Source organism: Micromonospora sp. WMMD723 (genome assembly GCF_049863385.1).
Lineage (GTDB): Bacteria > Actinomycetota > Actinomycetes > Mycobacteriales > Micromonosporaceae > Micromonospora > Micromonospora wenchangensis.
In genome coordinates this window covers 1-20,872 of record NZ_JBMKNR010000003.1, presented here as the reverse complement: position 1 = coordinate 20,872, position 20,872 = coordinate 1, and the positions used below count along the sequence as shown (strand labels likewise).

At 74.1% G+C, this 20,872-nt stretch carries 31 protein-coding genes; 4 read left to right on the top strand and 27 right to left on the bottom strand.

The annotated features are described in order from the left end of the window. Window positions 1-129: 129 nt before the first annotated feature. The 18 genes from ACN261_RS31895 to ACN261_RS31810 all read right to left on the bottom strand — a co-directional run bounded on the left by ACN261_RS31895 (window position 130) and on the right by ACN261_RS31810 (window position 9,695). Window positions 130-432, bottom strand: coding sequence for a hypothetical protein (locus tag ACN261_RS31895; RefSeq protein WP_425853717.1), 303 nt, complete (start codon window positions 430-432; stop codon window positions 130-132). Further along, a complete protein-coding gene (locus tag ACN261_RS31890) occupies window positions 429-1,301 on the bottom strand; it encodes a hypothetical protein (protein WP_425853718.1) in 873 nt (290 codons plus the stop codon). Before ACN261_RS31890 ends, ACN261_RS31895 begins: the two co-directional genes overlap by 4 nt. Then, the gene (locus ACN261_RS31885; protein WP_425853719.1) at window positions 1,298-2,386 is read right to left on the bottom strand and encodes an HNH endonuclease; all 1,089 of its coding nucleotides are present in this window, start codon (window positions 2,384-2,386) and stop codon (window positions 1,298-1,300) included. The genes ACN261_RS31890 and ACN261_RS31885 overlap by 4 nt, the downstream gene beginning before the upstream one ends. Before the next feature lie 146 nt (window positions 2,387-2,532). Further along, window positions 2,533-2,712 (bottom strand): hypothetical protein, encoded by a 180-nt coding sequence (locus ACN261_RS31880; RefSeq protein ID WP_425853720.1) that lies wholly within the window; start codon window positions 2,710-2,712, stop codon window positions 2,533-2,535. Further along, window positions 2,712-3,095, bottom strand: coding sequence for a hypothetical protein (locus ACN261_RS31875; protein ID WP_425853721.1), 384 nt, complete (start codon window positions 3,093-3,095; stop codon window positions 2,712-2,714). Before ACN261_RS31875 ends, ACN261_RS31880 begins: the two co-directional genes overlap by 1 nt. Before the next feature lie 97 nt (window positions 3,096-3,192). Continuing rightward, entirely contained in the window at window positions 3,193-3,414 is a 222-nt protein-coding gene (locus tag ACN261_RS31870) for a hypothetical protein (protein ID WP_425853722.1), read from the bottom strand. After that, complete coding sequence (locus tag ACN261_RS31865; protein ID WP_425853723.1) at window positions 3,411-3,695, bottom strand: WhiB family transcriptional regulator; 285 nt, start codon at window positions 3,693-3,695, stop codon at window positions 3,411-3,413. Before ACN261_RS31865 ends, ACN261_RS31870 begins: the two co-directional genes overlap by 4 nt. Further along, complete coding sequence (locus ACN261_RS31860) at window positions 3,692-4,603, bottom strand: hypothetical protein (protein ID WP_425853724.1); 912 nt, start codon at window positions 4,601-4,603, stop codon at window positions 3,692-3,694. The genes ACN261_RS31865 and ACN261_RS31860 overlap by 4 nt, the downstream gene beginning before the upstream one ends. After that, on the bottom strand, window positions 4,596-5,963 hold the full coding sequence (locus ACN261_RS31855; protein ID WP_425853725.1) for a hypothetical protein: 1,368 nt from the start codon (window positions 5,961-5,963) through the stop codon (window positions 4,596-4,598). Before ACN261_RS31855 ends, ACN261_RS31860 begins: the two co-directional genes overlap by 8 nt. Continuing rightward, the gene (locus tag ACN261_RS31850; protein ID WP_204958763.1) at window positions 5,960-6,373 is read right to left on the bottom strand and encodes a hypothetical protein; all 414 of its coding nucleotides are present in this window, start codon (window positions 6,371-6,373) and stop codon (window positions 5,960-5,962) included. Before ACN261_RS31850 ends, ACN261_RS31855 begins: the two co-directional genes overlap by 4 nt. A gap of 4 nt (window positions 6,374-6,377) precedes the next feature. Beyond that, window positions 6,378-6,617, bottom strand: coding sequence for a hypothetical protein (locus tag ACN261_RS31845; protein ID WP_425853726.1), 240 nt, complete (start codon window positions 6,615-6,617; stop codon window positions 6,378-6,380). Further along, on the bottom strand, window positions 6,614-6,850 hold the full coding sequence (locus tag ACN261_RS31840) for a DUF6011 domain-containing protein (RefSeq protein ID WP_425853727.1): 237 nt from the start codon (window positions 6,848-6,850) through the stop codon (window positions 6,614-6,616). The genes ACN261_RS31845 and ACN261_RS31840 overlap by 4 nt, the downstream gene beginning before the upstream one ends. Beyond that, window positions 6,847-7,131 carry a hypothetical protein gene (locus ACN261_RS31835; protein ID WP_425853728.1) on the bottom strand — a complete coding sequence of 95 codons (285 nt, stop codon included), beginning with the start codon at window positions 7,129-7,131 and terminating at the stop codon, window positions 6,847-6,849. The genes ACN261_RS31840 and ACN261_RS31835 overlap by 4 nt, the downstream gene beginning before the upstream one ends. Continuing rightward, complete coding sequence (locus ACN261_RS31830) at window positions 7,128-7,337, bottom strand: hypothetical protein (RefSeq protein ID WP_425853729.1); 210 nt, start codon at window positions 7,335-7,337, stop codon at window positions 7,128-7,130. The genes ACN261_RS31835 and ACN261_RS31830 overlap by 4 nt, the downstream gene beginning before the upstream one ends. Next, window positions 7,330-7,764, bottom strand: coding sequence for a hypothetical protein (locus tag ACN261_RS31825; protein WP_425853730.1), 435 nt, complete (start codon window positions 7,762-7,764; stop codon window positions 7,330-7,332). The genes ACN261_RS31830 and ACN261_RS31825 overlap by 8 nt, the downstream gene beginning before the upstream one ends. After that, the gene (locus ACN261_RS31820) at window positions 7,761-8,474 is read right to left on the bottom strand and encodes a hypothetical protein (protein WP_425853731.1); all 714 of its coding nucleotides are present in this window, start codon (window positions 8,472-8,474) and stop codon (window positions 7,761-7,763) included. Before ACN261_RS31820 ends, ACN261_RS31825 begins: the two co-directional genes overlap by 4 nt. Next, window positions 8,474-9,220, bottom strand: a complete 747-nt coding sequence (locus ACN261_RS31815) for a hypothetical protein (RefSeq protein WP_425853732.1) — start codon at window positions 9,218-9,220, stop codon at window positions 8,474-8,476. Before ACN261_RS31815 ends, ACN261_RS31820 begins: the two co-directional genes overlap by 1 nt. 220 nt (window positions 9,221-9,440) lie before the next feature. Further along, the gene (locus ACN261_RS31810; RefSeq protein WP_425853734.1) at window positions 9,441-9,695 is read right to left on the bottom strand and encodes a helix-turn-helix domain-containing protein; all 255 of its coding nucleotides are present in this window, start codon (window positions 9,693-9,695) and stop codon (window positions 9,441-9,443) included. Between the two features lie 124 nt (window positions 9,696-9,819). Here ACN261_RS31810 and ACN261_RS31805 point away from each other — a divergent pair, with 124 nt between their 5' ends. Both ACN261_RS31805 and ACN261_RS31800 read left to right on the top strand, forming a co-directional pair. Then, window positions 9,820-10,077: a helix-turn-helix domain-containing protein gene (locus ACN261_RS31805; protein ID WP_425853738.1), complete on the top strand. Its 258-nt coding sequence runs from the start codon at window positions 9,820-9,822 to the stop codon at window positions 10,075-10,077. Between the two features lie 55 nt (window positions 10,078-10,132). After that, window positions 10,133-11,959: an AMP-dependent synthetase/ligase gene (locus ACN261_RS31800; RefSeq protein WP_425847690.1), complete on the top strand. Its 1,827-nt coding sequence runs from the start codon at window positions 10,133-10,135 to the stop codon at window positions 11,957-11,959. 58 nt (window positions 11,960-12,017) lie between these two features. On the opposite strand, the gene ACN261_RS31795 is transcribed toward ACN261_RS31800, so the two are convergent. After that, on the bottom strand, window positions 12,018-13,322 hold the full coding sequence (locus tag ACN261_RS31795) for a low temperature requirement protein A (RefSeq protein WP_425847693.1): 1,305 nt from the start codon (window positions 13,320-13,322) through the stop codon (window positions 12,018-12,020). Between the two features lie 122 nt (window positions 13,323-13,444). Continuing rightward, complete coding sequence (locus tag ACN261_RS31790; protein ID WP_088643138.1) at window positions 13,445-14,905, bottom strand: PLP-dependent aminotransferase family protein; 1,461 nt, start codon at window positions 14,903-14,905, stop codon at window positions 13,445-13,447. A 58-nt stretch (window positions 14,906-14,963) separates the two neighbouring features. Here ACN261_RS31790 and ACN261_RS31785 point away from each other — a divergent pair, with 58 nt between their 5' ends. Next, a complete protein-coding gene (locus ACN261_RS31785) occupies window positions 14,964-15,674 on the top strand; it encodes a YczE/YyaS/YitT family protein (protein ID WP_421483431.1) in 711 nt (236 codons plus the stop codon). A gap of 57 nt (window positions 15,675-15,731) precedes the next feature. Beyond that, window positions 15,732-16,190: a hypothetical protein gene (locus tag ACN261_RS31780; RefSeq protein ID WP_145920959.1), complete on the top strand. Its 459-nt coding sequence runs from the start codon at window positions 15,732-15,734 to the stop codon at window positions 16,188-16,190. 75 nt (window positions 16,191-16,265) lie between these two features. Here the strand turns inward: ACN261_RS31780 and hisF are convergent, their stop codons facing one another. From hisF to ACN261_RS31745, 7 genes are all read right to left on the bottom strand, one after another. Beyond that, window positions 16,266-17,033, bottom strand: a complete 768-nt coding sequence (hisF, locus tag ACN261_RS31775) for an imidazole glycerol phosphate synthase subunit HisF (protein ID WP_204927735.1) — start codon at window positions 17,031-17,033, stop codon at window positions 16,266-16,268. A 177-nt stretch (window positions 17,034-17,210) separates the two neighbouring features. Then, on the bottom strand, window positions 17,211-18,209 hold the full coding sequence (locus ACN261_RS31770) for an NADP-dependent oxidoreductase (RefSeq protein ID WP_357931189.1): 999 nt from the start codon (window positions 18,207-18,209) through the stop codon (window positions 17,211-17,213). A gap of 46 nt (window positions 18,210-18,255) precedes the next feature. Continuing rightward, complete coding sequence (locus ACN261_RS31765; protein ID WP_421483432.1) at window positions 18,256-18,687, bottom strand: organic hydroperoxide resistance protein; 432 nt, start codon at window positions 18,685-18,687, stop codon at window positions 18,256-18,258. Between the two features lie 5 nt (window positions 18,688-18,692). Beyond that, window positions 18,693-19,139 carry a MarR family winged helix-turn-helix transcriptional regulator gene (locus ACN261_RS31760; RefSeq protein WP_421483433.1) on the bottom strand — a complete coding sequence of 149 codons (447 nt, stop codon included), beginning with the start codon at window positions 19,137-19,139 and terminating at the stop codon, window positions 18,693-18,695. Between the two features lie 152 nt (window positions 19,140-19,291). Next, on the bottom strand, window positions 19,292-19,708 hold the full coding sequence (locus tag ACN261_RS31755) for a RidA family protein (RefSeq protein ID WP_088643062.1): 417 nt from the start codon (window positions 19,706-19,708) through the stop codon (window positions 19,292-19,294). Continuing rightward, window positions 19,705-20,433, bottom strand: a complete 729-nt coding sequence (priA, locus tag ACN261_RS31750) for a bifunctional 1-(5-phosphoribosyl)-5-((5-phosphoribosylamino)methylideneamino)imidazole-4-carboxamide isomerase/phosphoribosylanthranilate isomerase PriA (protein WP_204927740.1) — start codon at window positions 20,431-20,433, stop codon at window positions 19,705-19,707. Before priA ends, ACN261_RS31755 begins: the two co-directional genes overlap by 4 nt. Window positions 20,434-20,449: 16 nt before the next feature. Beyond that, on the bottom strand, window positions 20,450-20,773 hold the full coding sequence (locus ACN261_RS31745) for a hypothetical protein (protein ID WP_421483434.1): 324 nt from the start codon (window positions 20,771-20,773) through the stop codon (window positions 20,450-20,452). Window positions 20,774-20,872: the final 99 nt, after the last annotated feature.

Sequence of the window (20,872 nt, the reverse complement as noted above, 5' to 3'; positions counted from 1 at the left end):
AGACGCCGCAGCCCCCGCCGGAGCGAGGGCTGCGTCCCGGAGCCGATCCCGGGTGGCTGGCAGGTTAGACCGTGGCACCGGACAGACTCCTGGCGCTGCGCCCATGGTGATATGCCGGTGATGATCTTGTCAAACGTCTGTCCGGACCACACCACCTCGCGATCCTGACCAGGTCCGCTCCTCGGCGGCGAGCAGCTGCTCGCCGACGTAGCCGTAGATCCCGGATCGTCGCACCGGTGGGTCGACATGGGGGAAGCTCTCAGGGTTCGACTGGCAGCGTGGGCAGTCCTGCGGGCTGGCACCGGCGACGTGGCCAGCACGGCGGGACCGCAGCACCCACTGGTTGATGAGCTTCCGGTCGACGCGTAGCTGCGCCACGGCGTACGCGGTGGTCCACCACTGCACGCCATCGACCACGACCACGCCGCTCACGCCGCACCGGTCCGCCGGTCGGACCAGCCGCCGTGTCCGGTGGTGGTGCTGCGGACGGTGGGCCGGGGCCGGCCCTGCTCGTCGAGGCGGCGGGCGATCGCCACGGCGGTGGCCAGCCCGCCCGGTCCCTCCATCTCGCCCCGTGTCCACACGTGGGGCAGGCCGGGCCGTCGGTCGCGTCGGAGGCAGCCGCAGCCGGCCCCGGCGCACAGGCAGGTCCGGCGGACGCACTCCACCGTCCAGCGGCGTTTGTCGTGGCCGTCGTGGCGCAGTTGCAGGGATCGGTGGCGGCAGGCCGGGCAGCGGTGCTCGATCGGCCGCACCGGTTCGGCCACCACGCCGGCCGCCGCCCGGGCGACCTCGTCCGCCCACGCGATGTGCTCGGCGATCCTGCCCACCAGGTACGCGTCCCGGTTGTCGCGCAGGTCGTCGAGCACGCCGGCCCGCCACGCGTCGCCGGCGGCGTCGACCACCCAGCGCCGGCCGGGCCCGCCGGCGGTCAACCAGTCCAGCACGTCGACGGGCCGGCCGCCGCCGACGTACGACGAGTCGCGGTACTCGGCGACGAGGCGGGCCAGCCGGGTCAGGATCCGGGTGACGACGGTGAGGGCGTCGACGACGTCGAGCCGCGCGGCCGCCGCCGACGGTGCCAGCGCGCCCATGCCGTGCCGCAGGTTCCACTCCCGGTACGTCCGGGCGGCGTGCCCGCGCGCTTCGAGGATCTCGGCCTGGTCCTCGTCGACGGGCCGGCCGGGCCGGCGCTCCCGGCCGGGTGCCATCAGCAGCCACAGCCAGGCGCACGACTCCCGAAGTCGCTCGACAGCGTCGCGCAGGTCGACGACCCGGGGCGGCGGGGACATGGTGGTCATCGGTCCTCCGGTGCGGGCTGTGCGGGCGGGGCGGGGTGTGCGGGGACTGCGCCGGGGGGCCAGATGTACGGGTCGGGTTGGGTGGGGGCTGGTCGGGAGCGCCGGTGGTAGATGTCGGGGTGCTGGGGGCTGCGGGCTGGCTGGTGTGACCAGGGGGTGGGTGGTGGGGGTTTCACCTCGGGTTTCCCGCCCCGACCCAGCCCGGACCCTTCGGGGTGGTGATTGGTCGTCGTGGTGGTGGCGGTGTTGTCGGGGTTCAGGCGCACTGGTGGTGTCGGATCGGCGTTTCGATCGCGTTCGTGGTCGGTGATGGGTTCATCGGTCCGTTCGGTGATCGGTTTTTGTTCGTGATCGTGATTGGTCGTCGTCTCGTCGGTGATCGGTGCGTGATCTCCGTCGGCGGGCAGGTCGTGGAGCACCTGATCGCGGGCACGCATCCGGGCGGCCTGCTCGGGGGTGGGGATGGGCAGCAGCACCATGTCGGCCTCGTGGGGCAGCCGGTGGCCCTTGTGCTCGTTGCAGCGCTTGCAGCTCAAGACGAAGTTCTCGGCGTTGGCGCCGGCGGGCTGGTCGGGGTCGACGTGGTCGTAGTGGATCCGCTTGCGGGGGTCCTTGGCCCGGCCGGACTTCGGCGACAGCGGCCCGCTGCCGCAGTACCGGCAGCAGCCGCCGTCGCGGGTGTAGACGAGGGCCTTGAGGCGGGCGTCGCGCAGGTCGGCCTTCTGCGCCCGGTTGCGGTTGTACTCCCGCCGGGACGGGTTCCGCTTGGAGAAGCCGTGGATCCGGTAGGCGTACCCGGTGATCCAGCCGTCGCCGAGGCACTCGCACTCGTCGCCCTGGCGGTGCAGCAGCGGCGGCTGGTCGAGTACCCCGGTGGTCAGCAGACCGAGGATCTTCTTCCGTCCCCGGCACTGCTGCAACGCCATGCCCTCGGTCAGGTAGCCGTCGGACAGCACTGACGACGCCACCGATTTCAGGCGGCACAGCGCTGACTGCAACGCGTCGACGAGGTCCGCGACCCCGCCGGCGAGCACCTCCCACACCGGCTCGGTGTGGAAGGTGTCGCTCTCAAGCCAGTACGGCACGACCCACCGCCCCAAAGATCAACATCGATGGTTCTCCTGATACGGCAAAGCGCGGCCACCTGCCAAGGTGGCCGCGCCGAAGGTTGAGCAGGACGATCAGAGCGGCGGGAAGCGCCGTCACTGGGGTGGTTCGGGAGGGTCCTCCGTCACGGGAGCACCCCCAGCGCCTCCGTGACCACGACCGCCACGGCGGCCACCGCGACGAGCAGAGCGAGGAAACCGGCCAGAGCGGACCAGAGCCGGCCGGTGACCATCCGCGCGTAGGCCAGCAGCAGCGCGCCCGCCACGGCCAGGCCGATGACCAGGCGCAGGATCTCGGGCCGCATCAGCTGGCACCGCCCGCCGGCCGGCCCTCGCTCGGCACGGCGGCGGAGGACGTCAGGTCGAGCCGTTCGGCGATCGCCGCGACGGTTGGGCAGACGCCCCGGCACAGCGGCTCCTCGCATCCCGTACACCACGGGCACGAGCAGTGGCAGTGACGCCGGACCGGCGGACCACCGTCCTCGGGTTCACTGTCGATGAATCCGCCACCGTCGCAGCCGCCGCAGTCGGGGTCCGGCGCGTTGGTCTTGGAATGGTACGGCTGGTGAATGTCGAGGACGCGCAGCACGACACCGCGCAGCAGCTGGTCGGTGCCTGGCCGCTCCAGACGCTGCCGGATGGCGTGCACGGCCTGGTCGTGGGTGGCGATCAACACGATCTCGCCCATCAGGTCAGCGCCCCGGGTGCGTCCGCCGCGGTAGCGGTCATGATCTTGTCGTAGAGGGCCAGCGCGAAGCAGGCGTCACCCATGGCGGTGTTGCTGGTCATGTCTCCTCGATCGGGTGGATGGGGTCCGACGTCGGCGGCGTCGGGAGCGGGAGGGGTCGGGCGCAGGCGGCGCACTGCCGGCGCTCGACGACGTAGACCACGCCGGTCATCAGGCCGGTCACCGTCATTCGGCAGATGTGCGGATACGGTGCGGCGACCGGCACCGGCCGGCCCAGCACGACGCTCGCGCCGAGCCACCGGCCGGCCGGCGCGATCACGGCGCCCTCTGCGTACGCATCCGGCGGCGCATGCCCTGGTTGGTGCCCGCCCACAGGCCGTGCAGCTTGTCGACCGGCTGGCTCAGCGCCCAGTCGAGGCACGGCCCGTAGACCGCGCAGCCCTGGCAGTACAGCACCCGGACGGCCGCCGCCGCGGCCACGGACTCCGGCTCGGGGAAGAAGTCGCCCGGATCGGCGTCGACACACGCCGGACGGACGGTCCGGTCGCGCAGGAAGCCGGGCACCACTTCGGCGATGACCGTGATGATTCCGCCGGTCACGCCTCACCTGCCGTGGCGGCCGCGGCCATGCGGCGCAGGATCAGCAGCGTCCGGTCGGCGGTCACCGGGTCGATCGCGGTCCGGACAGCCAGGTTGTCCGGGTCGACCTCGCCACGCCACCAGGTGACCCGCTCCCGCAGCGCGTACGGCACCACCCGGGGCCGGGTGCGCCAGTCGGGGTAGTACCGGCACAGCAGCGGCGTCAGCTCCTCAGCCCGCCACGTCACCGCACGGGCGGTCAGCAGGGACCGGATCCGCTCGTCGACGGTGGCCGGGTCGACCGCGTCGGCGGGCACCGCCCGCACCCGTGGACCGGCGAGGCGGATGGTCACCCGGAGCAGCTCGGTGCCGACGGCGTCGACGGCGTCGACGCGCAGCGCCACCGGGGCCAGGTTCCGCCGGCCCGACGGTGCCGGCGGGCGGAGCACCTCGGTGCAGCGGACCACCGACAGCCCGGCACCGGTCACCTCGGCGGCCCACCGGCCGGCCTCGGCCCGGGCCCCGGCAGCAGCGGCCACCGCAGCGCGCAGGCGCACCGCCCGGGCGCACGCCAGGCACAGGTGACGGGACGCGTCCGCCTCACCATCGGTCAGGTGATCCGCCCCGGCCACGTGGCCCAGCACCGGCACCGGCCGGTCCGGACGGGCACCGCACCCCTCACATACCCGGCCCGCCCCGGCTCGCGCCCGGGCCGCCTCCAGGTGCCAGATGCTCGCCGGCGACGGCGTCGCCTCGGCCAGGGAGTACAGCTCGACGACCTCCCGCCGTCCGCGCCAGTTCGGCGCGTCGACGTACGCGCGGACCGGGCCGCCCGGCAGCCGGGGCAGGTCCAGATCCGCCAGCTGCGTCCGGGAGTACAAGCCGCTCGGCACCCGCCGCCAGCCCTCGTGCACCGGCAGATCAGCCACGCGGCACCTCCACGATTTCGCCGTCGATCGCGTCGCCGGCCCGCAGGCCGGCGGCGACTCCGGCGGCGTACAGGCCGGACAGGTGCGCGGGCAGCAGGCCGAGCGCGCACAGGATGTCGAGGGCCTGGTCGACGCTGCCGGCGTAGAACTCCGTCGACGCCTGGCAGTAGTTCCCGCCGCCCTTGAGGAACCGGACGTGGATCTCACCGTCGTCATCGGCCCACCACTGAACGGTGGCCAGCGTCACCGGCTGCAACCCGCTCAGCGCCGCGGACGTCGACGAGTAGGGCACCTCGTACACCCGGGCCTCGGTCCGGCGGCCACCGCAGGCCGTGAGGTGGGCGAGGGCGGCCCGCAGTCGGCGCACCTGCTCGACGGTCAGCCCGGGGGCGGCGGGGGTTACCCCTGCCCCGTCGACGGGGGAAGCCGCCGACGGGGCAAGGGCTGGAGCGGCGTGGTCGGCCGCGAGCGCCACCGGCGAACCGGCGTCCACGGCGTCGGGGCCTTCCGCTCCATCCGCCGGGTCCGTGTCAGCCCCGGCGGCCGTGTGAGTGCCGGCCGCGACCGGCTGGACGAACTCCGGCGCCACCGCGGCGATGCGGCGGGCCGGGTCGGTGTCGGTGTCGTTGGCCGGGGCGGAGCCGCGAAGCTCCGCCCCGGCCGTGTCCGAGGCCCGGGGGTCGTGGGTCTCGGACGCACCCGCCGCGACGCGGGTGGTCCCCTCATCCGGCCAGCAGGTGCGACACCAGGTCGCCTGCCACCGGTCGGCGGCCTGCTGGGCGGTCAGCGTCAGCCCGGTGCGGGTAGCCCGCGAGCAGACCGTGAGCAGCACCGACCGCAGCGCGTGGGCGGCGATGCCCTTGCGGGCGGTCGCGATCCAGACCCGCTCGGCCGGTGCCGGCCCGCGCTCCTCGATGACCACCGGAGCCGGAGCCGGGGCCGGGGTCGAGGTTGGGGTTGGTCGGGTCGCGGGGCGCTGCCGGCCGTCGAGCGACCGGACGGTGGACGGCAGGTCGTCTGCCTCAGCTGAGACAGACGCGACCTCCCTGGCCGCCGTGGCCTTACTGATGTTCAGTGCGGCACCGATCGCCCGGGTGGACATGCCGACGTGCCGCAGCGTTGCCACCGCCTGGGTGCGGTGCACCTCCGGTACCCGGAGCCGGTCCGCCCCGTACTCACCGTCCAGGTAGTCCTGCCAGCTCGGGTAGCCGAGGACCTGCCAGTCGCCGCGCTCGAAGGCGAGCGCGAACTCGGCCACCGTCTCCAGGTAGTCGCGCAGCCCCTGGCGGATCCGTTCGGCGCGGGCCCGGGCAGCTTCCTCCGTGGACCGGTCGGTCAGGGCGACGACGTCCGGGCTCACCGGGGGGCCTGCCGCATCATCCGGGCGGTCCGCCGGCGGGCACCGGCCCGGGTCCACGCGTACCCCTGCCGCAGCCGGCCGCCCGTGACCATCACGGCCCAGTGCCAGCGCCGCCGCCACCACGGCCGGTCCTCGATCAGGCACGGCGGGAAGCCGTACAGCACCCGGGCGTCGGCGGGGGCCGGCTCCGGGCAGGCGGACCGGACCGGCTCGGCCGGGCCGGTCACCGCGCTGAACGGGGCGGCGGCCGGCGGCCGGCCGGCGCGGCGGGCCGTGATCCGGGGCAGTTGGCCGAGGCGCTCCGGACCGCCCGGCGCGTACTCCGGATAGGTCGCGTAGCCCGGCCGGCCGGCGGCGGCCCGGCGCAGCTGCTCGTCGGTGAGCAGACGCGGGGCGGTCTGGTCGGTCATCGTCCTACTCCTCATCAGGGTCGCGCTCGCCGAGGATCGCGGCGTCGCGCGCTTGGGCGGCGGCGGCGAGAGCGGGCGAGATACGGGATCGGCGCGGGTTCGGCGGGGGCGGGGTGTGGTTGAGGTCGCCGGCCTCGCCGACACGCAGGCAGGTGCGGCAGGTCTGCCGGAAGCGGTGGTCCACGCCGATGTCCGGGTCCGGGTCCCACCGCGAGCAGATCCGCCGGCCAGGCTTGTTGGTCACGGCGTGACCCCCTGGTCCTGGCCCTGGTCCTGGCCGTCGAGCAGGTCCGGGCCGGTCTGGGCGGGGCCGCCCCGCCCGGACATGCCGGGCAGGGCGACCGGCTTCGACTGGGCCCGCAGCTCGGCCCGCTGCTTGCGCCAGCACCCGGCCCCGATCCGGCGGGCCCGGGACAGGGGCGTGTGCACCGGCCGGTCACACAGCCGGCACAGCACCGGCGGCTTGGTGCTCGTCACGGTCGACCGGCCCGGGCGTGCAGGGCCGCCGTCGACTCGGCGGACCGCTGGGCGACGTACGCGGCGAGCAGCAGGTTGACCGGCGGCCCCGGCCGGGTGGGCCGGGCCGGCGGCGGGGCGGGCCGGGGCGCGACCCCGACCACCCGCACCACCCGGTCGTGCCGGTCGGCACCCAGCAGCACCGTGATCCACGCCAGCACCACCGCGCACGCCACCGCGAGCACCACCACGGCGGTCAGCCCCGGGTGCGCGAGCAGCATGTCCACGACGGCCGTGATCACCGCAGCTCCCTGCGGTCCAGGTGTCGCCAGCGGCGCCAGCGGCTACGCGGCGGCCTGGTGTAGAAGTCCACCCACAGCTCGTCGACGGCGTCTGGCGGGGCCTCGGCCTGGCCGGAGTCGGTCAGACGCCACACCGCGATGGCCAGCGCCAGCACCGCGAGGCCGAGCAGCAGGGTGATTACGTCTTGCACCGTCAGGTCACGCATCGGCGATCACCGGCCGCGCCTGCCCGTACACCGTCCCGGCCGCGAAGTTGTCGACCGGCGCGTGCTCGACGACCAACTCCAGCGGCCCGTACGTCTCCACCGCCGCCGCCGGCGTGTGATAGGCCCCGCCGTCCGCGGCGATCAGCATCTCCACCCCGACGTCGTCGGGCTGCTCACGCCACAGGACCCCGAAGAGCAGGACACCGCCGGCGGTGCGCCACACCTGCCCGGCGTGCACCTGCGGCACGTACGGGTGCACCTCCACCAACGGCCGGTAGTGGCCGTCGACGAGCGGCAGGTGGATCACCTCGCCCGGGTGACCCGGCATGGTGAACTGGAGCCGCAGATCGCCGTGCGCGACGACCACCGCCTCCGGAATCACCAGCCGAAGCACCGTGCCCGGCGGCGTCAACCCCTGCCCGCTCATCGCCCGGCCTCCGGGATCGTCAGGTAGTCGCTGCCCCGGCCCCGGTCGTGCAGCGGCACCGACGCCGAGTGCAGACCCCGGTACCGGGCCACCCGGGCCCGCCGCTGCCCCACCGCCACCGCCACCACCACCGCACCGAGCCAGCCGAGGACCAGCACCGCGACACCCGCCAGCGCACCCGTGCCCGGCGACCCGGGCAGCGCCACCACCACCCCGACGACCACCACGACACCCCCCAGCGCGGCCGCCAACCCGCCAGCCGGAGACCACCGCCGGCCGGCCGCCGGCGGCAGAGACCGGGACGGACGCACGGGAGGCTCGGCGGCCAGCGGGGGCCGGCCGACCAACGCCGGATCGACCGCCCGCGGAAACTCCGACTCCCCGGCCCGAGGCAACGTCGACTCGACGACCGGCACCGCCGCAGCCGCGGCCGCGGCGAACACCGGCGCGGGCCGGGCCCGGACCGGCCCGACCGGCACCACAGGACGCACCGGCCCGCCCACACGGGCCGCAGCAGAACGCGCGGCCGCCGCCTCCCGGCGGGCACGGAACGCCGCGAGCCGCTCCGCCCGCCGCTGCCGCTGCACCCGGGCACGGCGGGCCTCCCACCAACGCTCACACCACACCGCGCCCGCCACCAGCACCACCGCCAGCAGCAGACCCCCCACCTCCGGGCCCGCAGCCCGCAGCCCCGCGATCACCGTGGCCATCACACCGACACCTCGGCCAGGGCCTCGCCCGTCGACAGGTCCACCGGTGCCGGCCGCGGGCCGGCCGGGACCGGGCACCCGTCCGGCGGCACCACCACCGCCGACATCACCAGCGACAGCCCCCGCCACTGCGTCCACGCCGTGAACACCCTCACCCGGCGACCGTTCTCGGCGATCGTGTCCATGACCTGCGCGTCCCGAAGGACGTCGAAGCGCTCCGCCCATGCCTCGGCCTCCGCGATCGCGTCACACCGCACGATCACCACCCGATCGGCGGCCCCCTCGTCCATGAACCGGATCAGCGCCGGGGCCGGCAGCGCCGGCTGGTCAACGGCGTAGCAGAGCCGCGACAACTCCCGCAGCACGTTCGCGCGGGCGATCCGCCGGCCCGCCGGCTGCCCCTCCACCGGGGCCGGCGCGGGACCGGCCTGGCGGCGGGACAGCGCCCGGGGGTGCACACCGGTGAAGTCCATCCCGCTGCCGCAGGGCCGGGAGGACACATCCTGGTCGAGCGGGAAGAGGCGGAGACCCGCCTCAGAGGCGGCGATCCGCGCGGCGTCGCGGTGCACCTGGCAAACGTTGATCGCGCCCGCCAGGGCGTAGGCACCGCCACCCGTAGGACGCTGGATCTCGTAGCGGACGGCAGCGTCGCCACCGCAGCCCGGCAGGACCGGCAACCCAGCCGGCGTGCCGGGCGTCGCCGGCTGCTGCGCCGCCTCCGACGGGGGCTGCTGTACGTTGGTCATCTCGACCGTCCTTCCTCTGCTGGGGGTTGGATCGGATGGGAAATCCGGGGTCACGGCTTGTCCGAGCCGTGGCCCCGCGTTGTCCCGCGTGATCACCGCTTCCCACCGCCCTTGGGCGGCTTCGGCGGCTTGGGGGCGGGCTTCGGCGGCGTCGACCTGTTCGGGGGCCGCGTGTCGGCGGGCCGCGTCGATCCGCCGCCGGGCTTCAACCAGTCGGCGCTCACGCGGCCACCGGGGCCGGGAAGAACGCGGATGGCGGAACGTTGAGCGCGCCGGCGATGCGCTCCAGGTCGACGACGTCGAAAGGCGTCTCGCCGGTCATCCGCCGGCTGATGTATGCCTGGGTGAATCCGGTCAGCTCGGCGAGCTTGGTCTGGCTCATTCGCTGTCGCGCCATCTCGACGCGCACGGCGACCACCACCGAGTCGCGGAGTCCGCCGGTAGATGTACCGCTGAGCGTGTTGTCTACCTGCATGGGGACATGTTTACGCCTCCGCCGCGAGGGTTGTCAACACGCTCAGCGGTACATCCACACAGTTCGTTGGAATGTCACACGGCTACGCTTGCCCTTATACCGGTAAGCGAGTCATCATCTCCGTATGAGCGAGAGCAACGCGCGCACTGGGATGCGCCTCCGGCACCTGGCCGCCGAAGAGATCCGGGTACTGCTCGCCCGCCGCCGCATGAGCGCAGCCGAACTGGCGAGGCAGACCGGAATCCGCCAGCAGGCGCTCAGTCGCCGCATGACCGGGGAGACCGCATTCGACCTCGACGACCTGGAGCGCATCGCCGACGTCCTGGGCGTCACCGTCGCCGACCTCTTGCCGACAGCTCAGACCACCAATACCCTTCGGTAACCGCAGAGCGACGTGACCCCCGTCACGTCACCCACCCCCGAAGGCGGCAACCTCGATGGCTCTCGATGTCCCATACCGTTCCATCCCCGATATGTTCCGCAAGCGGGTGGCCGCCACCCCCGACCAGCGCGCCTTCGCCCACCCGGCGGCGGACGACTCCGGGCCGGTCTGGTTGACCTGGGCGCAGGTCGGCCGGCGGGCCGACGCGGTCGCCGCCGGCCTGCACGGGCTCGGGGTCGGGCTGGAGGACCCGGTGGCGATCCTGGCCAACACCCGACTGGACTGGATCATCGCCGACTTCGGCATCATGTGCGCGGGCGGCGCGACCACCACCGTCTACCCCACCACCGAGCCGCAGGACGCGACGTACATCATCGCCGACTCCGGCTCCCGGGTGCTGTTCGCCGAGAACCCGGCCCAGGCGGCGAAGGTGTCCGGCGCGCAGCTGCCCGCGCTGACCCACGTGGTGCTCTTCGACGGCACCCCCGACCCGACCGCCGCCGTGCCCCAGCTCACCCTGGCCGAGCTGGAGGAGCAGGGCGCGCGGGCGCTCGCCGCCGACCCCGGCCTGGTGGACCGGCTGATCGCCCCCGTCGGTCCCGAGCACCTGGCCACGCTGATCTACACCTCGGGCACCACCGGCCGGCCGAAGGGGGTCGAGCTGCTGCACGGTGGCTGGTGCTGGGAGGGGGTGGTGCAGGCCGAGACGGGCCTGCTGCGCGACGACGACGTGCAGTACCTGTGGTTGCCGCTGTCGCACTCGTTCGGCAAGACGCTGCTCTGCGGCTCGACGCACGTCGGCCTGCCCACCTACGTCGACGGCCGGGTGGACAAGCTCGTCGAGCTGCTCGGGGTGATCCGGCCGACGCTGATGTGCGGGGCGCCCCGGGTCTACGAGAAGGTCTACAACAAGGCGGTCACCACCGCGCAGGACGCCGGGGGCGCCAAGGCGAAGATCTTCGCCTGGGGGGTCGAGGTCGGTAAGCGGAAGGTCGCCCTGGAGCAGGCCGGCCGACCGGTGCCGGGCATGCTGAAGGCCAAGTACGCGGTGGCCGAGAAGCTCGTGTTCAGCAAGCTCCAGGCCCGCCTCGGCGGCCGGATCCGGGTGCTCGTCTCGGGCGCGGCCCCGCTGAGCGCCGAGATCGCCACCTTCTTCGCCGCGGCCAACCTGCCGATCTCCGAGGGGTACGGCCTGACCGAGACCAGCGCCGGCAACTTCGTCAACCCGCCCGACGGGCTGCGGATCGGCACTGTCGGCCGGGCGATGGGCGACCTGGAGTGCCGGATCGACACCGACGGGGAGATCCTGGTACGCGGCCGGCCGGTGATGCGCGGCTACCACAACCTGCCCGAGGAGACGGCCGCCGCGTTCACCGAGGACGGCTTCTTCCGGACCGGTGACATCGGCAGCCTCGACGACGACGGCTACCTGCGCATCACCGACCGCAAGAAGGACCTGGTCAAGACCTCCGGCGGCAAGTACGTCGCGCCGTCGCACATCGAGGGCATGTTCAAGGCCATCTGCCCGTACACCTCGCAGGCGATCGTCATCGGCCAGGCCCGCAACTACTGCACCATGCTGGTCAGTCTGGACCCGGACGCGATCCGGGGCTGGGCGGCGGGTGGCCCGTTGGAGGGGCGTGACTACGCCGAGATCGTCGCCTCGCCCGAGGCCCACGCGATGGTCGAGGAGCACGTCGCCCAGCTCAACACCAGGCTCAACCGCTGGGAGACGATCAAGAAGGTGACGGTCCTGCCCCGCGACCTGACCATCGAGGACGGCGAGATGACCCCGTCGCTGAAGATCAAGCGGCGCGGTGTGGAGAGCAACTTCGCCGCCGAGATCGACCGGATGTACGAGGGCAGCCTGGCCGAGATCTGATCCCCGCCGACCGGCCGGCGTCCGTGTCCTCCCGTCCCGGGACACGGCCGCCGGCCGGTCACAGGTGCTCGTGACGCCACCGGCTCTGTGCCTCCTCGACGGCCTCCTCCTGCGCCAGGGCCAGCCGGCGCACCTGCCGCCGACGGCCGCCCTGGCTGCGGGTCTGCACCGCGGCCAACGCCACGCAGACCAGCGCCAGCAGGGCCAGCGCCCCCACCTCGGGCACCCGGGCCCCGGCCGGGGCGAGCGCCGCCAGCGCCAGCACCGCCAGCACCGGCGGCCAGCGCAGCACCCGGGTCGCCCGCAGCTCGCAGGCCACGAGGCTGAGCAGGTAGAGGCCCACCCCGCCCCAGAGCACCAGCACCCAGAAGCCCCCCAGCGGCACCCCCCAGGTCGGGGTGTCCGGGTCGGCCACCTCGGCCAGCAGGTCCTTGAGGCCGAGGGCGAAGAAGATCACCCCGGCGATGATCGGCAGGTGCAGGTAGGTGTAGGCGTCGCGGGCCAGCCGGGCCCTGCCCACCGGATCGCGGCTGCCGTGCAACGCCTGTTCCAGGGCGAGCGCCAGGGTGTCGAAGTAGGCCCACCACAGCACCGACGCGACGGCGATGCCGAACACCGCGGCGATCACCACCGGCCAGGTCAGCGGCAGGCCGGTGACGAACTTCGGGCCGACGCCGAGCGCGATGATCGACTCGCCGAGCGCGATCAGCACCATCAGGGCGTGCCGTTCGGCCCAGTGCCCGGCGGAGAGCACCGCCCAGTAGGTCCCGCCGAGGCGGATCCCGGCCACGTACTCCAGCAGCAGGGCCAGCGTCCAGAGGGTGAGTTGCAGGACGGTCGCGGTGCCGTCGGCGGCGACCCGGTGGGGCAGCAGAGCGGAGGCGACCAGCAGCGCCGTGGCGGCCACCGGCAGCAGCGCGAGCCGGGTCCACTGCCGCCACCGGGCCGGGTCGTCCCGGGCCAGCACGCCGAAGACGGCCAGTTGGCAGGCCCGGACGAGGAAGTAGCAGCCGGCGAAGACCAGTGGGCCGTTCAGCCCGCCCGGCTCGTCGACGAACGCCCCCGGCATGCTCAGCGCCAGCAGGAAGGTGGCGGTGACGGTGAGGAAGCCGAGCAGTGGCAGCGGCCCCTGGTCGGCGCGGACCGCGTTGCCCAGACCCGCGAAACCGGTCCAGCACCACCACAGCAGGCCCAGCACCAGCAGGCAGCGCAGCAGGTTGGCCCCGGTGGGCTCCTGCGAGGTCAGCGCGGTGACGGTGAAGAACGCGAAGACGAAGACCAGGTCGTAGAAGAGTTCCAGCCGGGTGGTCCGGGAGCCGGGCGCACCGGGCCGGATCCCGTGCCACCGTCCCGGGCCACCCACACCGGCAGTCTCCCAGCCGGGGCCGCCCGGTCAGGCCGGTTCGCCCCGACCGGCGACGCGGCCGTCCGACGGCGACGCGTCGCCCGTGCGGCGCAGGCCCGGTCGGGACCGTCCTGGCCGGGTCAGGCGATGACTGCTGGTTCCCGCCAGCGCGGGCGACCCGCGCCCCGGTCGAGGTCGTAGCGGATCGCGGCCAGCCGGCCGACCGCCTCCACCAGGTCGGCGACGGGCAGCGTGAACGGCAGCCGGAGGAACCGCTCCAGGGTGCCGTCCAGGCCGAAGCGGGGACCGGGCGCCAGCCGTACGCCGACCTCCTCGGCCGCGCGGGCCAGCGCGCTGGAGATCGGGCCGTCCAGCTCGACCCAGAGCGTGACGCCGCCCCGGGGGACGTCGAAACGCCAGTCCGGCAGCCGTTCGGCGAGCACGGCGAGCAGCGCGTCGCGCTGGGTGACCAGTTGTGCCCGGCGGGCCGCGACGATGGCCGGGGCCTGGGCGAGCAGGTGCACCGCCACCAGTTGGTCGAGCACCGGGCTGGCCATGTCCACCCCGACCCGGGCGGCGGCGAGCCGCTGCACCTGCGGGGCGGAGGCGCGGACCCAGCCGATCCGCAGGCCGCCCCAGTACGGCTTGCTCATCCCGCCGATGGAGATCACCCGGGAGTGCCTGTCGAACACGGCCATCGGTGGGGGCAGCGGCGTGCCGTCCAGCGGCAGGTCCACGAAGGACTCGTCGACGACCAGGTCGGTGCCGGCGGCGTGGGCGGTGGCGACCAGCCGCTCCCGCAGCTCGGCGGCCATCAGGTGCCCGGTCGGGTTGTGGAACTCGGGGATCAGGTAGGCCAGTTTCGGCCGGGTCTGCCGGACGCTGCCCAGCAGCAGGTCGGCGTCCCACCCGATCCCGTCGACGGCGAGGCCGTGGGTGGTGATCCGGGCCCGCCGGGCGGCCAGCGCGGCGAGCGCGTTCGGATAGGTGGGCGACTCGACCAGGACGTTCCCGCCGGGCACCAGGGCCAGCCGCAGCACCAGGTCCAACGCGTGCTGGGTGCCGCTGGTCACCATGATCTGCTCGGCGCTGGTCGGCAGCCCCCGCTCGGTGTACGCCCGGGCGACCGCCTCGCGCAGCTCGATGATGCCGGTCGGGTGGTAGCCCGCGCCGGACAGGTACCGGGGCAGGTCCTCCACCGCGGCCCGGGCGGCCGGGACCAGTTCGGGCGGCGCGGCCAGCGCGGCCACCCCGAGGTCGATCATGTCGCGGTCGTCCAGCGGGGTCCACAGGCCGGTGCTGGCGACCCGGTGGGTGCCGGGGAGCATGGTCCAGCTTCCCGCGCCGCGCCGGCTGGCCAGGTGGCCGGTCTCCCGCAACTGCCGGTACGCGGCGGTGACCGTGGTACGGCTGATCCGCAGCGCCTCGGCCAACTCCCGTTCGGCCGGCAGGCGTACCCCCAGGGGGAGCCGGCCGTCGGCGAGCAGGCCCCGGACGGCGGCGGCGAGCGCGGCGTAGTCGGGGCTGCGGCGGCGACCGGGCAGGGCGTGCCACTGCCCGAGCAACCGCGCCAATTGGACCCCTCGCACCTGGCTGGTCACGGCCACCCCTTCGGAATTGGCTCTTCAGTGGGCGATATTGGACCCTAGGGTGGCATGCATGGCTCCGATTGGCAATCTCCGGCACCGACCCGGCCGCCGGCTCACCCAGCTCTACGCCGGGCTGGTCCTCTACGGGGTCAGCATGGCCATGATGATCCGTTCCGGGCTCGGACTGGACCCGTGGGACGTCTTCCACCAGGGGCTGTCCCGGCAGACCGGCCTGTCGTTCGGCACCGTGACCATCGCGGTCGGCGCGGTGGTGCTGCTGCTCTGGATCCCGCTGCGGCAACGCCCAGGGCTCGGCACGGTGAGCAACGTGCTGGTGATCGGGTTGGTGGTGGACGCCACGGTGGCCCTGCTGCCGGCCGGGTGGCCGCTGCCCGCCCGGATCGCCCTGCTGATCGGCGGCATCGTCGCCAACGGCGCCGCCACCGGCCTCTATCTCGGCGCGCGGCTCGGCCCCGGCCCCCGCGACGGCCTGATGACCGGGTACGTCGCCCGCCGGCCGGGCCGCTCGGTCCGGCTCGTCCGCACCGTGATCGAGGTCACCGTGCTGGCCCTGGGCTGGCTGCTCGGCGGCACGGTCGGCGTGGGCACCGTCGCGTACGCGCTCGGCATCGGCCCGCTGGCCCAGTTCTTCATCCCCCGCTTCGCCCTGGCCGACCCGCCGGCGACGGCCCCCGGCACCCCGCGATCCGGTGCCCCGGCACCGGTTCCCACCCCGCCGTGCGGCGCTGCGTCCGCACCTGGGCACGCTGAGCTGCGCTGACAGGACAGGGGGAAAGTAGGTGTTTCCTCAACGGACACCTACGGGCATCATTCGTGCATGGGGGAGAACGCGTGGCGCTGGACGGACGCCTGGATCTTCGTGTCACTGGTGATCGCCAGCGGGGCCGGACGGCACCGGCGCGCGGCGGATTCCCGCCGCCCGGAGGGGGTGCGGCTCACCGACGTGCTGTCCACCGCCGACCACCTCAACCAGGCGATACCCGAACGACAGGACGTGGAGACAGCGGTCCGGCGGCTGGTCGGCGCGGGGCTGGTCACCGTCTCCGACGGCTGGTTCCGGATCACCCCGGACGGTGAGCAGCTCTGGCGTACCCGGCCCCGGGCCGGGGTGGGGGGCACGGTCGACAGCATGCAGGGGGTGCTCGTCCGACGGCACGCCCCGGGCAGCGCGGACTGGCAACTGGCCGAGGAGGAGCACGCCGCCGCCGTCCAGGAGTACGTGGTGCGCTCGATCCCGGCCCCCCGCCGCTCACCCGAGGGGCAGAGCGGGCGCTGAGCCGGCCTGCACCGGTGCCGAACCGTCCACCCGGGCGCGGGTCACCCTCCACGGGGTGGCCCGCCCGGGGCTGGGTCAGCGGACGGGGTGGCCCGCGTCGCGCAGGGCGTCCTTGACCTCGCCGACGGTCAGCTCGCCGAAGTGGAAGACGCTGGCGGCCAGCACCGCGTCGGCCCCCGCCCCGATCGCGGGCGGGAAGTGCGCCACCCGGCCGGCGCCGCCGCTGGCGATCACCGGCACGTCGACCACCGCCCGGACCGCCTCGATCAGGGTGAGGTCGAAGCCGGCCTTGGTGCCGTCGGCGTCCATCGAGTTGAGCAGGATCTCCCCCGCGCCCAGCTCGGCCACGCGCGCCGCCCACTCGACCGCGTCGAGCCCGGTGCCCCGGCGGCCCCCGTGGGTGGTCACCTCGAAACCGCTGGGGGTGGTGCCGGCGGGCGCCCGCCTCACGTCCAGCGAGAGCACCAGCACCTGCCGGCCGAACCGGTCGGCGATCTCGGCGATCAGCTCGGGGCGGGCGATGGCGGCGGTGTTCACCCCCACCTTGTCGGCCCCGGCGCGCAGCAGGGTGTCCACGTCGGCGACCTGGCGTACCCCACCGCCGACGGTGAGCGGGATGAACACCGACTCGGCGGTGCGGCGTACCACGTCGAGCATGGTGCCCCGGTCGCTGGAGGAGGCGGTGACGTCCAGGAAGGTCAACTCGTCCGCGCCGGCCCGGTCGTACGCCGCCGCCAGCTCCACCGGGTCACCGGCGTCGCGCAGGTCGAGGAAGTTGACCCCCTTGACCACCCGACCGGCGTCCACGTCCAGACACGGGATCACCCGCACCGCCACCGTCATGCCCCGAGCCTATCCAACGCCCCCGCCCCACCGTCCTGCCCCGCCCACCGCGCCGGCCCGCGCCCCCGCCACCGCGCCGGTGATCAAGAGGTTCGCGTCAGTTCGATCTCGAAGCGTGACGCAAACCTCTTGATCACCACGGCCAGGGGGCGGGGCGGGGGCGGGGGCAGCGGGGGGTTAGAGGCGGACGAGCATTTTGCCGAGGTTTTCGCCGCGCAGCAGGCCGAGGAACGCGTCGGGGGCGTTCTCGATGCCGTCGACGATCGTCTCGTCGTAGGAGAGCTTCCCCTCGCGCAGCCAGCCGGCGACCTCGGTGACGAACTGCTCGCGCAGGCCGCCGTGGTCGCCGACCAGGAAGCCACGCAGGGTGAGCCGCTTGCCGATGACCAGCGCCAGGTTGCGCGGCGCGGCCGGCGGCTCGGCCGCGTTGTACTGCGCGATCATCCCGCAGATGGCGGCCCGGCCGTGCAGGTTCATCGCCCCGATCGCCGCCTCCAGGTGCTCGCCGCCCACGTTGTCGAAGTAGACGTCGATCCCGTCCGGGGCGGCGGCCTTCAGCGCGTCGCGGACCGGACCGTCGTGGTAGTCGAAGGCGGCGTCGAAGCCGAGTTCCGTCAACCGGGCCACCTTGGCCGGCGAGCCGGCGCTGCCGACCACCCGGCCTGCCCCCTTGAGCTTGGCGATCTGGCCGACCATGCTGCCCACCGCGCCGGCCGCGCCGGAGACGAACACGGTCTCCCCCGGTCGCATCGCCGCCACGTCGAGCAGCCCGGCGTACGCGGTCAACCCGGTCATCCCGAGCACGCTCAGGTAGGCGGTGACCGGGGCGAGGTCGGGGTCGACCCGGCGGGCGGAGCCGGCGTCGAGCAGCGCGTACTCCCGCCAGCCGAGCCCGTGCAGCACGGTGTCGCCGACGCTGATCCCGTCGCCGCCGCCGGCCACCACCTCGCCCACCGCGCCACCGTCGAGCGGCGCGTCGAGGGCGAACGGCGGCACGTAGGACTTCACGTCGTTCATCCGACCCCGCATGTACGGGTCGACCGAGATGAACTGGTTGCGGACCACGATCTGCCCCGGCCCCGGGGTGGGCACCCCGGTCTCGACGAGGCGGAAGTTGTCGGCGGTCGGCCAGCCCTGCGGGCGGGAGGCCAGGTGGATCTCACGGTTGCTGGTCATACGGTGTCGTCCTCTCGTACGCGATGGTGATGGCCCGGTGCGGCGGTCAGGCCGCGGCGGCCTCGCGCACGGTGAGGGTCACCTCGATGTTGCCCCGGGTGGCGTTGGAGTAGGGGCAGACCTCGTGGGCGGCCTCGACGAGCTGCTGGGCGGCGGCGCGCTCGACGGCCGGCAGGTCCACCACCAGGGTGACGGCCAGACCGAAGCCGCCGCTGCCGTTCGCGCCGATGCCGACCTCGGCCTCGACGACCGAGCCGGTGACGTCGGCCTTGCTGCGGCGGGCCACCGTGCGCAGCGCGGAGTGGAAGCAGGCCGCGTAGCCGGCGGCGAAGAGCTGCTCGGGGTTGGCCGCGCCGCCCGCGCCGCCCATCTCCTTCGGGATGGCCAGGTCCAGCTCGACGATGCCGTCGGAGGTGCGGACGTGGCCGTTACGCCCGTCGCCGGTGGCCGTCGCGGAGGCGGTGTAGAGCACCTGCATGGGAATCACTGCTCCTTCTGTCGGTGGATCGTCTCGGTGACCCGGGTGAGGGTGTCGCGCAACGCGACCAGCTCGGTCTCGTCGAGGCCGGTGGAACAGGCCACCCGCAGCGGCACGTCGGTCATCCGCCGGCGCAGGGCCGCGCCGTCGGCGGTCAGCCCCACCTCCACCCGCCGCTCGTCGAGCGCGGAGCGGGTGCGGACCACCAGGCCTGCCGCCGCCAGCCGCTTGAGCAGCGGGGAGAGGGTGCCGGAGTCGAGCCGGAGCGCGGCGCCCAGCTCGGAGACCGTGGGCGGGTCGTCGCCGCGCTCCCAGAGCACCAGCAGCACCAGGTACTGCGGGTAGGTGAGCCCGAACTCGTCGAGGAGGGGCCGGTACACGTCGGTGAGCGCCCGGGAGGCCGCATAGAGCGCGAAGCAGACCTGATCGCGCAACACCAGATGGTCACTCACCCGGCAAAGGTAGCCCGCAATTCAATTGCGCACAACTTATCTGGGCCGGGAGTGACCGCCGTCTCCCGACCCGGCCGACCGGGCGGACCGGATCGGGCCGGCAGACCGGGCGGGCCGGCGGACCGGCGGACCGGCGGACCGGGCGGGCCGGATCAGGACGGCGGGAGGTGCGCCTCCAACTCGATCTCGACCAGATGGTCCGGATCGAGCAGGCCGGCCACCACCACCATCGTGGCGGCCGGCCGGACCGCGCCGAAGACCGCCTGGTGCGCCCGGCCCACCTCGTCGACGAAGAGCCGGTCGGTCACGTACATCCGGGTCCGCACCACGTCGGTCGGGCCCGCGCCCACCTCGGCCAGCGCGGACAGGCCGATCCGCAACGCCTGGGCGGTCTGCGCCGCCGCGTCACCGACGTGCGTCACCACCCCGTCGACAGTCGACGTGCAGCCCGACGTCCAGGCCGAACGGCCGGCCCGGACCACCCGGGAGTAGCCGTACCGGGCCTCCCACGGGCCGCCCGAGCCGAGCCGGGTGACGGTCCCGTCGTCCGGGTCCGCCGCGTCGGTCACCCCGCGGCCCGCAACGTCGCCAACGCCTCGGCCACCGTGAACGCCCCCGCGTACAGCGCCTTGCCGGCGATCACACCCTCCACGCCGGCCTCCTCCAGGGTCGCCAGCGCCCGCAGGTCCTCCAGGGTCGACACACCGCCCGAGGCGATCACCGGGGCGTCGGTACGGGCACAGACCTCACGCAGCAGGTCCAGGTTCGGCCCGCGCATCGTGCCGTCCTTGGTGATGTCGGTCACCACGTACCGGGACGCACCGGCGGCGTCCAGCCGGGCCAGCACCTCCCACAGGTCACCGCCGTCGCGGGTCCAGCCCCGCGCCGAGAGGGTACGACCCCGCACGTCCAGACCGATCGCCACCCGGTCGCCGTACTCGGCGCAGATCCGGTCACACCACTGCGGGTCCTCCAACGCGGCGGTGCCGATGTTCACCCGGGCCGCGCCGGTGCCCAGCGCGGCGCGCAGCGACGCGTCGTCGCGGATGCCACCGGACAGTTCCACCCGCACGTCCAGCTTGCCGACCACCTCGGCCAGCAGGGCGGCGTTGGAGCCCCGGCCGAAGGCGGCGTCCAGGTCGACCAGGTGGATCCACTCCGCGCCGTCGTTCTGCCAGGCCAACGCCGCGTCGAGCGGGTCGCCGTAGGCGGTCTCGCTGCCGGCGGCGCCCTGCACCAGCCGGACGGCCTGGCCGTCGGCGACGTCCACGGCGGGCAACAGGGTCAGGGTCACGTTTCCTACTCCTCGTTCAGATCCGACGGTCCAGGGCGATCACCACGATCGCCGGCAGGACCAGAAGCAACAGCACGACCAGCACCACCCGCAGCGCGAGATCGTCGACGAACACCCAGATCAGCGCCAGCGCCGCCGCGGTCAACCCGATGATGGCGGCCCGCTCACCCCGGGTGCGGCGGGCCAACCGGCCCGTCCGGCCCCGCCGCCACTGCGGGGTGACCCGGCGGACCAGGGCGCGCCGACGATGCCGACGGGCCAGCTTGCGCTGACGTACGACGCGGTCGCGGGCCGCCTCCGCCTCCCGGACGGCCCGCCGACGGGCCCGCTCCTTGCTCACCGCGCACCCGGTCCGGTGCGGCCGCGCGTCTCAGCCAACCGTGGCCAGCCAGTTGCGCAGCAGCACGGCACCGGTCTCGGCCGACTTCTCCGGGTGGAA

Excerpts from the sequence above, each read along its gene's own strand:
- ACN261_RS31770 (WP_357931189.1), bottom strand. The coding sequence starts at position 18,209 with ATGACCAGCAACCGTGAGATCCACCTGGCCTCCCGCCCGCAGGGCTGG.
- ACN261_RS31850 (WP_204958763.1), bottom strand. The coding sequence starts at position 6,373 with ATGACCGACCAGACCGCCCCGCGTCTGCTCACCGACGAGCAGCTGCGC.
- ACN261_RS31875 (WP_425853721.1), bottom strand. The coding sequence starts at position 3,095 with ATGGGCGAGATCGTGTTGATCGCCACCCACGACCAGGCCGTGCACGCC.
- hisF (WP_204927735.1), bottom strand. The coding sequence starts at position 17,033 with ATGACGGTGGCGGTGCGGGTGATCCCGTGTCTGGACGTGGACGCCGGT.
- ACN261_RS31880 (WP_425853720.1), bottom strand. The coding sequence starts at position 2,712 with ATGCGGCCCGAGATCCTGCGCCTGGTCATCGGCCTGGCCGTGGCGGGC.
- ACN261_RS31890 (WP_425853718.1), bottom strand. The coding sequence starts at position 1,301 with ATGACCACCATGTCCCCGCCGCCCCGGGTCGTCGACCTGCGCGACGCT.
- ACN261_RS31810 (WP_425853734.1), bottom strand. The coding sequence starts at position 9,695 with ATGCAGGTAGACAACACGCTCAGCGGTACATCTACCGGCGGACTCCGC.
- ACN261_RS31815 (WP_425853732.1), bottom strand. The coding sequence starts at position 9,220 with ATGACCAACGTACAGCAGCCCCCGTCGGAGGCGGCGCAGCAGCCGGCG.
- ACN261_RS31825 (WP_425853730.1), bottom strand. The coding sequence starts at position 7,764 with ATGAGCGGGCAGGGGTTGACGCCGCCGGGCACGGTGCTTCGGCTGGTG.
- ACN261_RS31780 (WP_145920959.1), top strand. The coding sequence starts at position 15,732 with ATGGGGGAGAACGCGTGGCGCTGGACGGACGCCTGGATCTTCGTGTCA.
- ACN261_RS31830 (WP_425853729.1), bottom strand. The coding sequence starts at position 7,337 with ATGCGTGACCTGACGGTGCAAGACGTAATCACCCTGCTGCTCGGCCTC.
- ACN261_RS31785 (WP_421483431.1), top strand. The coding sequence starts at position 14,964 with ATGGCTCCGATTGGCAATCTCCGGCACCGACCCGGCCGCCGGCTCACC.
- ACN261_RS31820 (WP_425853731.1), bottom strand. The coding sequence starts at position 8,474 with ATGGCCACGGTGATCGCGGGGCTGCGGGCTGCGGGCCCGGAGGTGGGG.
- ACN261_RS31765 (WP_421483432.1), bottom strand. The coding sequence starts at position 18,687 with ATGCAGGTGCTCTACACCGCCTCCGCGACGGCCACCGGCGACGGGCGT.
- ACN261_RS31800 (WP_425847690.1), top strand. The coding sequence starts at position 10,133 with ATGGCTCTCGATGTCCCATACCGTTCCATCCCCGATATGTTCCGCAAG.
- ACN261_RS31805 (WP_425853738.1), top strand. The coding sequence starts at position 9,820 with ATGAGCGAGAGCAACGCGCGCACTGGGATGCGCCTCCGGCACCTGGCC.